At 72.1% G+C, this 13,695-nt stretch carries 17 protein-coding genes; 11 read left to right on the top strand and 6 right to left on the bottom strand.

What is annotated here, in order from left to right:
- Nucleotides 1-42: 42 nt before the first annotated feature.
- On the top strand, nt 43-264 hold the full coding sequence (locus QRX50_RS39035; RefSeq protein WP_285968085.1) for a hypothetical protein: 222 nt from the start codon (nt 43-45) through the stop codon (nt 262-264).
- Between the two features lie 22 nt (nt 265-286).
- On the top strand, nt 287-904 hold the full coding sequence (locus QRX50_RS39030; protein WP_285968084.1) for a class I SAM-dependent methyltransferase: 618 nt from the start codon (nt 287-289) through the stop codon (nt 902-904).
- Between the two features lie 49 nt (nt 905-953).
- Here QRX50_RS39030 and QRX50_RS39025 read toward each other — a convergent pair whose 3' ends face one another.
- The gene (locus tag QRX50_RS39025; RefSeq protein WP_285968083.1) at nt 954-2,378 is read right to left on the bottom strand and encodes a lamin tail domain-containing protein; all 1,425 of its coding nucleotides are present in this window, start codon (nt 2,376-2,378) and stop codon (nt 954-956) included.
- Nucleotides 2,375-3,322 carry a PucR family transcriptional regulator gene (locus QRX50_RS39020; protein ID WP_285968082.1) on the bottom strand — a complete coding sequence of 316 codons (948 nt, stop codon included), beginning with the start codon at nt 3,320-3,322 and terminating at the stop codon, nt 2,375-2,377. Before QRX50_RS39020 ends, QRX50_RS39025 begins: the two co-directional genes overlap by 4 nt.
- Nucleotides 3,323-3,418: 96 nt before the next feature.
- Here QRX50_RS39020 and QRX50_RS39015 point away from each other — a divergent pair, with 96 nt between their 5' ends.
- Nucleotides 3,419-4,309, top strand: coding sequence for an alpha/beta hydrolase (locus QRX50_RS39015; RefSeq protein ID WP_285968081.1), 891 nt, complete (start codon nt 3,419-3,421; stop codon nt 4,307-4,309).
- Nucleotides 4,310-4,334: 25 nt separating this feature from the next.
- A complete protein-coding gene (locus QRX50_RS39010) occupies nt 4,335-4,595 on the top strand; it encodes a cupin domain-containing protein (RefSeq protein WP_285968080.1) in 261 nt (86 codons plus the stop codon).
- Here the strand turns inward: QRX50_RS39010 and asnB are convergent.
- Complete coding sequence (gene asnB / locus QRX50_RS39005; RefSeq protein ID WP_285968079.1) at nt 4,592-6,088, bottom strand: asparagine synthase (glutamine-hydrolyzing); 1,497 nt, start codon at nt 6,086-6,088, stop codon at nt 4,592-4,594. The two genes, QRX50_RS39010 and asnB, sit on opposite strands and share 4 nt — an antisense overlap.
- Nucleotides 6,089-6,166: 78 nt before the next feature.
- Here asnB and QRX50_RS39000 point away from each other — a divergent pair, with 78 nt between their 5' ends.
- From QRX50_RS39000 to QRX50_RS38990, 3 genes are all read left to right on the top strand, one after another.
- Nucleotides 6,167-6,922 (top strand): IclR family transcriptional regulator, encoded by a 756-nt coding sequence (locus QRX50_RS39000; protein ID WP_285968078.1) that lies wholly within the window; start codon nt 6,167-6,169, stop codon nt 6,920-6,922.
- A gap of 174 nt (nt 6,923-7,096) precedes the next feature.
- On the top strand, nt 7,097-7,585 hold the full coding sequence (locus QRX50_RS38995) for a nitroreductase family deazaflavin-dependent oxidoreductase (protein WP_285968077.1): 489 nt from the start codon (nt 7,097-7,099) through the stop codon (nt 7,583-7,585).
- A 493-nt stretch (nt 7,586-8,078) separates the two neighbouring features.
- Complete coding sequence (locus QRX50_RS38990; RefSeq protein ID WP_285968076.1) at nt 8,079-9,131, top strand: ferritin-like domain-containing protein; 1,053 nt, start codon at nt 8,079-8,081, stop codon at nt 9,129-9,131.
- A 46-nt stretch (nt 9,132-9,177) separates the two neighbouring features.
- Here QRX50_RS38990 and QRX50_RS38985 read toward each other — a convergent pair whose 3' ends face one another.
- Nucleotides 9,178-10,506: an aspartate aminotransferase family protein gene (locus QRX50_RS38985; protein WP_285968075.1), complete on the bottom strand. Its 1,329-nt coding sequence runs from the start codon at nt 10,504-10,506 to the stop codon at nt 9,178-9,180.
- Between the two features lie 97 nt (nt 10,507-10,603).
- On the opposite strand from QRX50_RS38985, the gene QRX50_RS38980 reads away from it, so the two are divergent.
- Entirely contained in the window at nt 10,604-11,521 is a 918-nt protein-coding gene (locus QRX50_RS38980) for a LysR family transcriptional regulator (RefSeq protein WP_285968074.1), read from the top strand.
- A gap of 41 nt (nt 11,522-11,562) precedes the next feature.
- On the top strand, nt 11,563-11,928 hold the full coding sequence (locus QRX50_RS38975; protein WP_285968073.1) for a PASTA domain-containing protein: 366 nt from the start codon (nt 11,563-11,565) through the stop codon (nt 11,926-11,928).
- 62 nt (nt 11,929-11,990) lie between these two features.
- Here QRX50_RS38975 and QRX50_RS38970 read toward each other — a convergent pair whose 3' ends face one another.
- Both QRX50_RS38970 and QRX50_RS38965 read right to left on the bottom strand, forming a co-directional pair.
- Nucleotides 11,991-12,185: a hypothetical protein gene (locus tag QRX50_RS38970; protein ID WP_285968072.1), complete on the bottom strand. Its 195-nt coding sequence runs from the start codon at nt 12,183-12,185 to the stop codon at nt 11,991-11,993.
- A 66-nt stretch (nt 12,186-12,251) separates the two neighbouring features.
- Nucleotides 12,252-12,530, bottom strand: coding sequence for a hypothetical protein (locus QRX50_RS38965; RefSeq protein WP_285968071.1), 279 nt, complete (start codon nt 12,528-12,530; stop codon nt 12,252-12,254).
- A 12-nt stretch (nt 12,531-12,542) separates the two neighbouring features.
- On the opposite strand from QRX50_RS38965, the gene QRX50_RS38960 reads away from it, so the two are divergent.
- Nucleotides 12,543-12,962: a type 2 periplasmic-binding domain-containing protein gene (locus tag QRX50_RS38960; protein ID WP_285968070.1), complete on the top strand. Its 420-nt coding sequence runs from the start codon at nt 12,543-12,545 to the stop codon at nt 12,960-12,962.
- Entirely contained in the window at nt 12,959-13,618 is a 660-nt protein-coding gene (locus tag QRX50_RS38955) for an SDR family NAD(P)-dependent oxidoreductase (protein WP_285968069.1), read from the top strand. Before QRX50_RS38960 ends, QRX50_RS38955 begins: the two co-directional genes overlap by 4 nt.
- Nucleotides 13,619-13,695 lie beyond the last annotated feature (77 nt).

Genomic DNA, 13,695 nt, shown 5'->3' with positions numbered 1-13,695 from the left:
CGCTGCTGGTGTGGGCTGCCCGGATCGGGCAGAGTCGGCGGTATGCGTAGATTTCTGACCGCCGGGTTGCTGGCCGGCTCGTTCGCCCTGGTGACCGTCGTCGTGCCTGCCACCGCCTCCGCTGACGCCCCGCCCGGCTGGTGCCTCGGCCCGGCCCCGTGCACCCGAACGACCGACGGCTGGTGCCTGGGGCAGAGTCCGTGCACGGCGACCACCGACGGCTGGTGTCTCAACCCCTCCGAAGACGTTTGCCGGCGCTACTGACTGCCCGAGAGGAGCGCGCCGGATGACCGACTCCGCCTGGCTCCGCGCTCAATGGGACAAATACGCCCCGCACTACGACCGCAGCATCGGCTTCCTCGAACGCGTCCAGTTCGCCGGCGGCCGTGAATGGGTCTGCGCGCAGGCGGGCGGAGACGTGCTGGAAGTGGCCATCGGCACCGGGCTCAACCTCGGCCGCTACCCGCCCGGTGCCCGCGTGACCGGCCTCGACCTCAGCCCCGCCATGCTGGAGGTGGCGAAGCGCCGCGCCGACGGCCTCGGCCGGCCCGTGACGCTGCGCGAGGGAGACGCCGAAGCCCTCCCGTTCCCCGACGCGAGCTTCGATACCGTCGTCTGCACGCTCGGCCTGTGCGGCTTTCCCGACGACCGCGCCGCCCTCGCCGAGATGCACAGGGTCCTGCGTCCGGGTGGCGCGCTGTTGCTGCTCGACCACATCGGCAGCCACCACCGCTCGCTGCGCTGTGCCCAGCGCCTCCTGGAGCGCGTCACCCTCCGTCAGATCGGCGACCACCAGACCCGCAGGCCCCTGCCGCTCGTCATCGCGGCGGGTTTCGAAATCACGCGGGCGGAGCGGCTCAAATTCGGGACCGTGGAACGGCTCGCGGCCCGGAAGCCGGCCTGAAGACGACTGTGGTCCCGGCCAAGCGGCCGGGACCACAGTCAGTAAGACGTCAGCAGCTGATGCTGCCCTTCCTCAACGCGTGCCCGCCGTCGTTGCTGTCGTCGGACCAGTAGACCGGCTTCGAGCCGCCCGAGCATTCGCTCGCGGGGCCGACGGAGAAGCCCTCGTTGTTGTAGTTCGACATCCCGCTCGGGCGGTTGTACACCGCGGCCGTCGTGAAGGAGCCCGACGACACCTGGAAGGTGCGGTGCTGCCCGTCGCACGTGTCGTCGCAGACGGCCCACAGGCGGGAGGCCTGTGGTTCCCACTGGAGCTCCATCACGCCGTCCATGCCGCTGCTGAAGGAGGCGACGCGGGTGAACGTGCCGGAGTCCTGCAGCACGTAGCCGTAGATCATGCCCGTGCCCTCGACGCCGACGAAGAACACGCCGCCGGTGTGCGAGCCGTAGCGGCTGGGGGAGTAGGCCGCGCCCGTGGCGGAGTCCTTGAAGCCCGCCGCGGTCAGCGACGCGTCCGGCACCCAGGTGACGCCCTCGAAGCCCGAGTTGGAGTCGACGGACGGCAGGTCCGACGTCAGGTTCCACTCCTTGGCCGCGTTCAGCGTGGTCGCCGAGCCGCTGACGTCGTAGCGCAGCACGGAAAGCCGGCTGGTGCCGGACTTGTCGTCGTCGCGCTCGGTGGCCACGAAGACGCCGGCCGAGGAGCCGGAGCCGGTGACCGTGACGCCCTCGTCGTCGGGCGTGCCCGAGCCGTTGGGGAAGTGCAGCTTCTTGCCCGAGGACCAGCCGGACGCGGTGTCCGGCTTCCACCCGCCGGAACCGTTGGACACCAGGCGCCACAGCTTCCCGGAGTTCTGGGCCGCCCACAGCTCGCCGCCCTCTTGGTACAGGCTGGAAAGGTCCTCGCCGAAGACGTTCGACGCGTCGGCCGTCGACACCGAACCGCTGCCCGGCCACGCGACCGGCGACGTGCCCTGGCCCGAGCCGCCACACGCGTTGGGCCCGCCCAGCGTCAGCGCGGACGCCTGGCGGAACGAGCCCGTGCCGTCGGGGCAGCGCGACCACGACGGGTCGGAGTGGTCGTCCCAGCTGAAGCTGTCGACGAGGGTGCTGCCGTTGGCGAGGTACAGGCGCGCCTCGTCCTCGGAGCCGAGGCCGAACTCGTCGTGCACGTCGAACGCGCGGAACGCGCCCGGCGCCAGTGTGGTGCCGGACGGGATCTTGAAATTCGAGCCGTTGTCGTCGTCCTTGAGGATCCACCCCGAGAGGTCGGCGGTCGCGGTGCCCTTGTTGTAGAGCTCGATCGAGTCGTTGACGTCGCCGGTCGTCACCACCTCGTTGATCCGGACGTCGTCGGCGGGTGCCGCACTGGCCGCGGGCGCGGTGAGCGCACCGAGGACCAGCACGGGTCCGGCGACGGCGACGAGGGGACGACGGAGGCTGCGGTGCCACCGGCGAACGCGTGAATCGGTCACGGAATCCGTCCTGGGGTCGGGGAACAGGGCCACCCGACAGTTCCGACCCGGTCCGAACGCGCGCCCTCCCTCGGATGATCGCGGCGTGAACGCTGGAAGAACGCGCGAACTCGGTGGTCGTCGGCGCCCAAGCCGGCCAGGGCGGCCACGTCGGTGTTGTCGCGGGCGGCATCGCCGGGCACGTGCGCGAGCAGGGCCAGCGCGCCCAGCGAGCGGTAGTCCACGACGGGCTGGCGTGAGGTCGTGAAGCGCAGCGCTGTCCGCGCGGACAGCCACGAGCGCGGCAACGGCCCCGGAGACCCGATCCCCGCCCGCACGTCCGGCGGGAAGCGCGAAGCGTCGACGGCGGTGAGCAGCAGGACGCCCACCTCGCCCAGCGGAGCCGCCTTCACCGGGCGCGCGGGGCACACCAGCGCGCCGAGCTGGTCGAGCGGCAGCGGCGAGCGCACGGCGACGACGCGCACCGGGGCCTCCGTCGCGAAGCCGAGCAGGCGCAGGGCCCGCGCGCGGGCGGCGTCGTCGGTGCCGGGGCTGATGGCGAGCTCGACGAGGGCCGGGTCGGCCATGGTGGTGCGGGCGGGGCCGTAGCGTTCGACGACGGCGGCCGCGGCGATGGCCAGGCGGTCCAGCAGCAGCCGGTCGAGGGGGAGCGGCGACGGGCGTTCCAGCCAGACCGCGCCGATCTGCTCGTCGTCCAGGGTGATCGCGACCGTGGTCGACGCGCGGCCGGCGGAGGGCGCGGGGCCGTCCGGGGCGACGCGGAACGTCTGCCCGGTGCCGTCGAGCCGGATGCCGGCCACGCACTCGGCCAGGCCCGCCGACGCCCGGGCCAGCGCGGCCAGGTCGACGCGCCGGCGGATCAGCGTGTCGTAGAACATCACGACGCGGATCGCGCCCTCGGCCTCCGAATCCAGCTGCGACAGCCGGACGACCAACGCCTCCATACCCGGCAGCGTACGCGGCGAGCGTCGCGTCCTCAGGCGATTTCACGCGACGGCCGGCGGGCGACGCGGTGCTCGGGCAGCGGCAGGATCGTCGGCATGAACCCGGAACTCGAAGCCTTCCTCCCGCTGTTCCCGCCCGCCGACCTGGACGATCCGGTCACCGCCCGCGAGAAGCTCGCCGGCCTGTCCGCCTCCGCGCCGCCGCCCGACACCTCGGGCCTCACGATCGAGGACCACACCGTCGACGGCGGCGTCCCCGTGCGCGTGTACCGGCCGCGGCAGGCCCACGGCGCGGTCATCTGGCTGCACGGCGGCGGCTTCGTCATGGGCGACCTCGACACGGAGCACCCGTGGGCCGCGCGCGTCGCCGACGGCGCCGGCGCCGTGGTGATCTCCGTCGGCTACCGGCGGGCTCCGGAACACCCCTTCCCGGCCGCCGTGGACGACGCGTACGCGGCGCTGACCTGGGCCGCGAAGAACGCGACGGAGCTCGGCCTCGACCCGGCCCGCATCGCCGTCGGCGGACACAGCGCGGGCGCCGGGATCGCCGCCGCCCTCGCGCTGCGGGCCCGCGACGAGCACGGGCCGACGATCCGCTTCCAGCTGCTCAACCAGCCCGAGCTCGACGACCGCCAGGACACCTGGTCGGCGCGCACCTTCACCGACACGCCGTGGATGACACGCGACAAACTCGCCGCGACCTGGCGCCACTACCTCGGCGACACTCCCGGCACGCCCTACGCCGCCCCCGCGCGGGCGGCCGACCTCTCGGGCCTGCCGCCCGCCTACGTCGCCACCGCCGAGTTCGACCCGCTTCGCGACGAGGGCATCACGTACGCGCTGCGCCTGCTGCAATCGGGCGTGTCCGCCGAGCTGCACCAGTGGCCCGGCACCTTCCACGGCTCGCAGGCGATCCTGTCCGCCGAGGTGTCGCAGCGCCAGATCGCCGAACTCGCCGCCGCCCTCCGTCGCGGCCTCGCCGACTGACAGCGAGCCCGACGACTGGCACCTGATGACCTTCCACGCCGCCACCGACGCCGACGTCCACTCCGACCACTGGGAAATCCACGCCGCCGCCGACGAGCTCGTCTGCTGCCTCACCGGCGGCTTCCGCCTGTACCTCCGCGACGACGACACCCCGGCCACACTCACCCCGGGAACCGCGGCGATCGTCCCGTGTGGACGGTGGCACCGCCTCGAGCTCGACGCCCCCAGTGACCTCCTGTCGGTCACGGTCCCGCGCGGGACGCGGATCGAACCGCGCGCGGCCTAGGCCACGGCGAAGCGCGTGAGGACGGAACGCGGCCGGATCCGCGGCAGCGCACGCCGGAACGCGCGGTAGTACGAGAGTTCCTCTTTGGACCGCACCTGCGCGTCGCGGTTCGCGGAGAGGTCGGCGTCGCTCACGCGGCGTTCCCAGTACGGAGTCAGCAAGTCCTCGGCGCCGCTGCCGCTGCCGAACTCCAGCTTCCGGCGCCACAGGATCGAGCCGGGCAGCCAGCCGGTGAAAGCGCGGCGCAGGTGGCTCTTCTCGACGCCGTCCGGGCCGAGCACCTTCACCTCGTCCGGGAGTGACATCGCGTGGGTGACCACGGCGGTGTCGAGGAACGGCACGCGGGCCTCGAGGCCGTGGGCCATCGTCACGCGATCGCACCGCTGCAGGTTGAGGCCGTGCAGCAGGCCCACGGTACGCACCAGCTCCCGCCGCAACGCGCCCGGCGCGGGGTGCTGCTCGTGGTAATAGCCGTAGCCGGCGAAGAGCTCGTCGGCGCCTTCGCCGGTCAGCACCGCTTTCACGTGGCGCGACGCCAGCTCGGCGAGGAACCAGTTCGGCACGGCGCTGCGGATCAGCCCCGCGTCGAACGATTCGACGGAGGCGACCACGTCGTCCACCACGTCGATGGCCTGGGCCGTGTCGAAGACGGCCTCGTGGTGGTCGGTGCCGAGGAACCGCGCGACCTCGCGCGCGGCCGCGAGGTCGGGGGAGTCCTCGGTGCCGACCGAGAACGTCTTCAGCCGCGCGCCGCGGCGCGCGTACTCCTGCGCGGCGACGGCGGCGACGACGCTCGAGTCGAGACCGCCGGAGAGGAAGACCCCGACCTCGACGTCGGCCATGAGGTGGCGCAGGACGGAGTCGACGAGGACTTCGCGGGTCCGCCGTTCCGTGTCCCGCGCGTCCACCTCGGCCGGGGTCACGGCTTCGGCGAACCGGACCAGGCCGTCTTCCGGCGTCCACCAGCAGCCCGGGGGGAACGCCGCCACAAGGGGCTGGACCTCGATCGGGAAGGCGCGCATCTCCGAGGCGAACAGCACGGTGCCGTCCGTTTCGGCCCAGTACAGCGGTTTGATGCCGAGCCGATCGCGGGCGGCGACGAACCGGCCGTCGGGTGTCGCGGCGCACAGCGCCCACATGCCCTGCAACCGGTCGAGCGCCTGGGGGCCGTGCTCCGCGAGGAGGGCGAGTGCCGATTCGTTGTCCGACCCCGTGCCGAACCGGTACTGGCGCAGGCTTTTCCGTAGCTGGGCGTCGTTGTAGATCTCGCCGTTGCACACCATCGCCCAGCCGCGCGGCCCGGCCAGCGGCTGGGCCCCGTCCGCCAGGCCGACGATCGACAACCGGTTGTGCCCCAACCAGGTCTTGTCGCCGACCGGTGCCTGGCCGCTTTCGTCCGGTCCACGGTGGACGATCCGGTTCAGCATTTCCCGCCCTGTTTCGGGGAGTTCCGGGCCGGGGGAGGAGGAAAACCACGCGACGATTCCGCACATGGTCACCACGCTAGGCACGACCGTGGGTATTCAGCAACGAGAGTTGCGCTCCGCGCACGCCGGCCTGACCATGGTGGGATGGCCAACGACAGTCTCACCAGCGTCCACCGGGCCCTGAAAGTGCTCACCGCGCTGGGCTCGAGGCCTCTCGGCGTGCAAGCCGTCGCCGACGAGATCGGTACGGAGAAGACGCAGGTCTCCCGCACGTTGAAGGCGCTGTCGGAGGAGGGTTTCGTCGAGCGCGACCCGCGGACCCTCGAATACGCCCTGGGCTGGCGCGTCTTCGCCCTCGCCGCCGCCGGCACCGACAACCGCCTGCGGCACAACGCCGCGAAGGTGCTGCGCGGCCTCACTCGCGACCTGGGCGAAGCGGCGTATCTCACAGTGCGCGAGGGTGCTTCGGCCCTGACGGTGCTCAGCGAGGTGTCCGGGCGTGGCATCCAGGCCCGCGAGTGGGTCGGGCGAACCAGCCCGCTGAACTGCACGTCGAGCGGCCGCGCTCTCCTGCTGGGCCTGGACGCCGATGAGGTCGCGGAGATCCTTTCGGGCCCGCTGCCGGGCATCGGCAAAGCGCCGCGCACCGTGGGCGCCGTCCTGAAGCGGCTGCGTCAGGAACATCGAGCCGGCTACGTCGTGTCCGCCGAGGAGTACGAGGTCGGCCTTACCGCCGTCGCCGCCCCGGTCCTCGGCTTCCAGGGCGCCCCCATCGCCGCGGTGAACGTCTCGCTTCCGTCCTTCCGCCTGACGCCGGACGGTCTGACGCACGTGATCGCGGCCGTCGCCGCCGCGGCGGCGAGCTTGTCGAGCGGTAGCCGGGGCCTTTCGGGCACCTAGAGAACGCGAACGGTTCACCACGGTGGCTGATCCCGCGGTCGTACCGGAATCCCGTCGACGCATCACGGCGCGGTAGCGCTCGCCACGTTTCTCCGTGGGGCGGCGGATTCACCCGGTGCCACTCCGGCGAGAACAGTAGGCTCCGCTGGGGAAACAAATACCGGGGAGGGCCCCATGCCCGTGACCGACCGTCCGCCGACGGGGCTGCTGCGGCGGCTGCTGCGAGCGCCGATCCCCTTGTACCGCTGGGGGTTCGGGCGGATCTTCGGGTACCGGCTGCTCTACCTCGCGCACCGGGGCCGCGTGTCCGGTGACCGCCGCGAGGTCGTGGTCGAGGTCGTGCGGCACCGGCGCGAGTTGCCGGAGCTGACGGTCGTCGCGGCATGGGGTGGGGTGCCGCAGTGGTACCGGAACCTCGAGGTGGCGAAGCCGATCGAGGTGCGGTGCGGAGGCTACCGGTGGCGGGAGCCCGCGCGGAGGCTCCTCGAAACCCGCGAGCTCGACGGGATACTGCGGGAGTACCGCGGTCTGCACCCCCGCGCGTGGGCGAAGATCGGGCCGAGGCTCGGGTTCCCGGCGGACCCCGGCGATCCACTTTGGACGCAGGCGGTGGAGCGGGTGCACGGCGTGGCGTTCACACCGGACCGCGCGGGCCTCGAATGAAGTCGCCGAGCGCTACGGTTTCCGGTGTCGTGCCAGGAACTCGCCGACGATTCGGTCCTCGTTCAGCCAAGCCCCTGGACAGTGGTCGGAGTGGACGCGGATGGACGTGCCCGGCCGCGTGGTGACCGTGACCGCCGGCCCTGCCCAGCGGGGGCGGTCAGGACCTCCTCGTCGCGCGGGACGACGGCTCCCTGGTGGGCTGCCGCTACCGCCCCGGATCCCGCCGGGAATCCTGGCACCCGGTGAGTTCCCCGGCCCCGTCTCCGACGTGACGTGCGGCAGCGTGGGCGCGGGCCACCTCGAGCAGTCCCACGACGGTCTGTGTCACCGCTGGCGGTGGCACGACGGAGTCTGGACCGACTGGCAACTGCTCTGAACCTTCGCCGCGAACACTTCGCGAAACACTCTCGACACCGTAGCTGTCACAGATCCGCCGGCCGTCTTGTCCTGCCTCGCGAACCGCACTCGCGATCCGCCGAGACGAGAGGCCAAGATGGACACCAGTGCCGCCCCCGTCACCGCCATCGACAGCGTGGCCGAGCTCCGCCGCCACCTGCAGTGGGCGATCGAGCTCGAGCACGCGACGATCCCGCCGTACCTGTGCGCGCTGTATTCGCTCGGCCCAGGCCGCAACGCCGAGGCGGCGCAGGTCGTCGGCAGCGTGCTGGCCGAGGAGATGCTGCACCTGGCGCTCGCGGCGAACCTGCTCAACGCCGTGGGCGGTGAGCCGAAACTCGACACACCGGAGCTGCTGCCCGCGTACCCGCACCCGCTGCCCCACGGGGACGCGTCGTTGCAGGTTCACCTCGTGCCGTTCGGCGCGGAGGCGCTGGAGCTGTTCCTGCGGATCGAGCAGCCCGAGTCGGCCGACGCGCCGCCGCAGGCCGACAGGTACGTGACGATCGGGCAGTTCTACGCCGCCGTGCGGGCCGGGCTGAAGAAGCTGTGCGAAGAGCTGGGGCAGGAGGCTGTGTTCTCCGGCGACCCGACGCGCCAGATCGGCGAGCTGCACCTCCGCAGCGGCGGCGGCAGCGTGATTCCGGTGCACGACCTGGATTCCGCGCTGGCCGCGCTCGCGGAGATCGTGGAGCAGGGCGAGGGCGCCGCGCGCACCGAGGTGTGGGACGGCGATCGCGACGTCTTCCACCCCGACCGCGACGAGGTCGCCCACTTCTACCGCTTCCAGGAGCTCAAGAACGGCCGCCGCTACGCCGAGGGCGACACCCCGCAGAGCGGCCCGACGGGCGAGGAGATCAAGGTCGACTTCGACGGCGTGCTGCCCATGCACCGCAACCCGAGCACGGCCGACTACCCGGAGGACAGCCCGATCCGCCGGGCGCAGGTGGAGTTCAACAACACCTACTGCCTGCTGCTGTACCTGCTGGAGGAGGCCTTCACCGGCGACCCGGGCGGGCTGGGCGCGACCGTCGGCGTGATGTTGCAGCTGAAGGCGCAGGCCCAGGCGCTCATGAAGATGCCCACCGGCGACGGGAAAACGACGGCGGGGCCGACCTTCGAGTACGTGCCGCCGGAGCAGCGGTCGTAAGGCGCAGGGGTGTGAGTGCCGGCGGCGCACCGGCACTCACACCAGTCTACAGGGCGGCGCGCGCGTCGCCGATGGCTTCGTCCAGAATGGACAGTCCGAGCGAGATCTCCTCCTCGGTCGCCGTCAGCGGCGGCGCGATCCGGAAGACGCCGCCCATGCCCGGCATCTGCACGATGTTCATGTGCAGCCCCAGTTCCAGGCAGCGCCGCGTGACGAGGGCGCCCAGCGCGTCCGAACTTTCCTTGGTGGTGCGATCCACCACGAGCTCCAGACCGGCCAGCAGCCCGCGGCCGCGGATGTCGCCGACTACCTCGTGGCGCCCGGCGATCTCTTCGAGCCCGCTTCGGAGGAACGCGCCGAGCGTGCGGGCGCGTTCGTCGAGCCGGTCGCGGGTCAGCACGTCGAGCACGGTGTTGCCGACGGCGGCCACGAGCGGGTCGGAGACGTGCGTGGTGAAGAACAGGAACCCGCGTTCGTGCGCCTCCTGCTCGATCTCCGCGCTGGTCAGCACGGCCGCGAGCGGCAGCCCGGCGCCGAGCGTCTTGGACACCGTCAGGATGTCCGGCACGATGCCGTCGCGCTCGAACGCGTACCACGTGCCAGTGCGGCACAGGCCGGTCTGCGCCTCGTCGAGGATCAGCAGCATCCCGCGTTCGCGGCACTTCTCCCGCAGCGCCGCGAAATACCCCGGCGGCGGCTCGATGATCCCGCCGGAGCTGAGGATCGGTTCCACCAGGCACGCGGCGAGACTGCCGACCGACTGCGCGTCGATCAGGTCGAACGAGAAGTCGAGCTGCCGGCGCCAGTCGAGCGTGCCGTCGGCGTGCGTGAAGTCGGGGCGGTAGGTGTTGGGCGCGGGGATGGCGAAGTTGCCCGGGGTCGCGGGGCCGTAGCCCTTGCGCCCGGCGCTGTAGGTCGCGGAGGCGGCGGCCTGCGTCATGCCGTGCCACGAGCGCGCGAACGACACGATCTCGTGCCGGCCCGTGACGAGCTTCGCCATGCGGATCGCGGCCTCGTTCGACTCGGCGCCGGTGGTCAGCAGCAGCGCCTTCTCCAGTGGCGCCGGCAGCGTCTCGGCCAGCCGCCGCGCGAGGTCGACGACCGGGTGGCTCAGCATGCCGCTGAAGAGGTGGTCGAGCGTGCCGATCTGGCGCCGCACGGTCTCGACGATCTCGGGGTGCGAGTGGCCGAGGATCGCGCTCATCTGGCCGGAGGTGAAGTCGAGGATCTTCCGGCCGTCGGCGGTGTGGAGGAAGCTGCCGGCGGCGCGTTCGATGATCTCGTGCGTGAACGCGCCGCCGTAGCGCACGAGGTGGGCTTCGGCGTCGGTCCAGAACGTCTCGGTGGACAGCGGGACAGTGGTCGGAGCAGCCATGTCCCCGACGGTAGGTCCGCGCCGAGCGACACGTCCAGCTCACAATTCCGGACGTTCTGTTCGGCTGAACCGTACAATGCCCGTGCACAATAAAGCAGTGCTGAACCCTTGGCGCCTGCGCCTGCTGAGCCGGCTCGACACCCTGGGCACCATCCGCGCGGTGGCGAGCGCGTCGAACCTGAGCGCGTCGAGCGTGTCGCAGCAGCTCGCCGTGCTGGAGACCGAAACGCGCACCAAGCTGCTGGAACGCACCGGCCGCCATGTCCGCCTGACCCCGGCCGGGCTGATCCTCGCGCGCCGGGCTCGCGCGATCCTCGACCACATGGACACGGTCGAGTCGGAGCTGCGCGGCCTCGGCGACGAACCCGCCGGCCTGGTGCGGCTGGGCGCGTTCCAGAGCGCCGTCCACACGCTCTCGGTGCCCGCCGTGACTCGGCTGGCCGCGGCCCACCCGGACCTGCAGGTCGAGGTGCTGCAGCTGGAACCGCACGAGAGCATGCCCGCCCTGCGCGTCGGCGACGCGGACCTCATCATCACGACCACGGACTTCGTCGAGCAGCCGCTCGACCCCGACGTGGACCTCGTGCCGCTCGCGACCGACCCGATCTTGCTGGTCATGCCGCCCGACCACCCCGCGACCCGCCGCGGCGCCGTCGACCTGGCGGCCTTCGCGGACGAGCCGTGGTCGCTGGACCTGCCGCAGTCGTACATGGCCAACCTGGCCCTGCGGCTGTGCCGGCAGTCGGGTTTCGAGCCGCGCGCGGTGTGCCGCTTCAGCAACTACATGCTCGCCCTGCAACACGTCGAGGCCGGCTTGTCGATCACCCTGCTGCCCGGCCTGGCCGTCGACCCCCGCTACCGCGTGACGACGCGCGAGCTCGCGTCACCGGTGACGCGCACGATCACCGCCGCCGTGCGCCGCGGCTCGCCCCAGCGCGCGGCGGTGCAGGTCGTGCTGGACGCGCTGCGGAGGAATCCGCCGGTTTCGGCCGGTGGGCCGGGAGCGGATGTGTGACGCTGGGTCAGCAGGCGCACCCACGAGGAAGGCCACGGATCGTGAACCAGCTCGGGAAAGCCGCCCTCGTTCTGCTCGCCACGGCCTGCGGCGCCCAGCCTGGCACCAGCGGCACGCCGGCCACGACCGCCGAAACCGCGAGTGCTCCGGCGACGTCCGAAACAAAACCTCCCGAGACCACGACGCCGGCCGAGATCACCGTCCCCGACGTGTCCGGCATGAACCACCAGGACGCCCAGGACAAGATGCAGGCCGCCGGTCTCTACAACCTGCGGGAAGTGGACTCGTCCGGGCAGCACCGCGCCATGATCCTCGACCGCAACTGGTGCCAGACGGGACAGGACCCCAAGCCTGGTACGGCCGTCCCTGCCGGCACGGTGATCACCCTCTACGCCGACAAGTGCTGAACCCGGCACCTGCCTGGGACCCGCGCGCCCGCCCCTCCCCGGCCGGGCGCGCGGGAGTCATTTCAGCGGCTCGCGTTGAACTCGAGCACCTCGTCGAGACGCGTCGACCACGCCGGGGACGTGCGGCGCAGACCCACTACGAACGGTGCCGGCCGCGGGGTTCGCTGCGCCGGCAAGGCGCCCGGTTTGGTGCGCCACCACCGGTTCACCGCGCGTCGGTGGTCGCTCATGCCGTTCAGCCCCTCTCGTCCGGTCATGATCCACTTTGGCAGCGCGGGCGCGATCGCGCATCCGTCCGGGCGGCGGGCCGGGTGGTCTGGGAATCAGGTGTGCACGACGGTCACAATCTCGTCGACAATCTTGTCACGGAAGAACTCCGAGTGACGCCAGCAGCTGCACGAGCGCTGCAGGACGCGGCGCGCGGTGGTGAGGTCACCCCGCTCCAGGGCGGCTTCGCCGGCGGCGGTGGTCTCCTCGGCGGTGCGGCTCCACTCGCGCTGCCAGACCTCGCCGTCAGTGCTCGTGCGGTCGATGCGAGCCGCGGTGCGGGCGCATTCGAACAGGTCCGAACCGCCGACGGCGACCTGCGCGAGCAGGCGCATGGTCTGCACCCGGTGCGGTACTGCCCGCTGGTGTACGGCTACACCGGTTATCCGCTGCTGTCCTTTCAGGACGCACCGGCCGGCCCGGCCGGGATCGGCAGCGTGCTCGGCGGCACCGGTCTCGCCGTGTCGCGCAAGGCGCCCGCGGACGAGGCACGAGCGGTCGCGCGGCGGCTGATCGCGGCCGACGTCCAGACGGAGGTGTTCCCGGCGTTCGGCGGGCAGCCGGCCGACCTTCGCGCGTGGACTTCGCCCGGGTTCCACGCCGACACCGCCGCGACGCTCGAACGGGCGTGGGTGCGGCCCCGGAAGCCGGGCTACATCCGGTTCCAGGCCGAGGGTTCCCGCCTGCTGCGCGACGGGCTCGCCGCGCACGCCCCCCGGGTCCACGACCGGCTCGTGGTCCGCTACCGCGAATGGAGGGACGCATGACCACCGCACTCGTCACCGGCGCCGGCGGTGCGCTCGGCCGCGCGACCGTGCTGCGGCTGGCTTCGCGGGGCAACGCTGTCGCCGCGCTCGACCGGGACGCCGACGCACTCGCCGAGACCGCGCGCCTGGCCGGGTCGAAGGTGCTGCCGCTCGTCGTCGACCTGCGGGATGCCGACGCCTTGCGGGCCGCGATCGAGCGGACGGCCGTCGAGCTCGGACCCGTCGGGGTACTGGTCAACAACGCGGCCGTGTACCCGAGCCGGCCGTTCGTGGAGGTGGAGCTCGCCGAGTACGACGAGGTCCACGCCGTGAACCAGCGGGCGTACTGGGTCGCCGCGCAGGCGGTGGCGCCCGGCATGGTGGCCGCGGGCGGCGGCGCGATCGTGAACATCGCGTCGATCACGATGCACGGCGGCTGGTCCGACCTCGCCGCGTACGTGGCGACGAAGGGCGCCGCGGCCGCGTTGACGAAGGCGCTCGCGCGGGAGCTGGGCCCGCACGAGATCCGCGTGAACTGTGTGTCGCCGGGAGCGTTTCCCACGGCGGCGGAGGAGATCCACGACGACCCGGAGGCGTACCGGGCGTTCGTGCTGGAGCGGCAAGCGCTCAAGCGGCGGGGCCGGCCCGAGAGCTGGCCGCGGTGGTGGCGCTCCTGACCGGCCCGGACGCGTCGTTCGTGACCGGGCAGACGATCGAAGTCAACGGTGGCTGGGTGATGACATGACCGACCTTT

The sequence above is a fragment of the Amycolatopsis sp. 2-15 genome, assembly GCF_030285625.1.
Lineage (GTDB): Bacteria > Actinomycetota > Actinomycetes > Mycobacteriales > Pseudonocardiaceae > Amycolatopsis > Amycolatopsis carbonis.
This window is presented reverse-complemented; position numbering and strand designations above follow the sequence as displayed.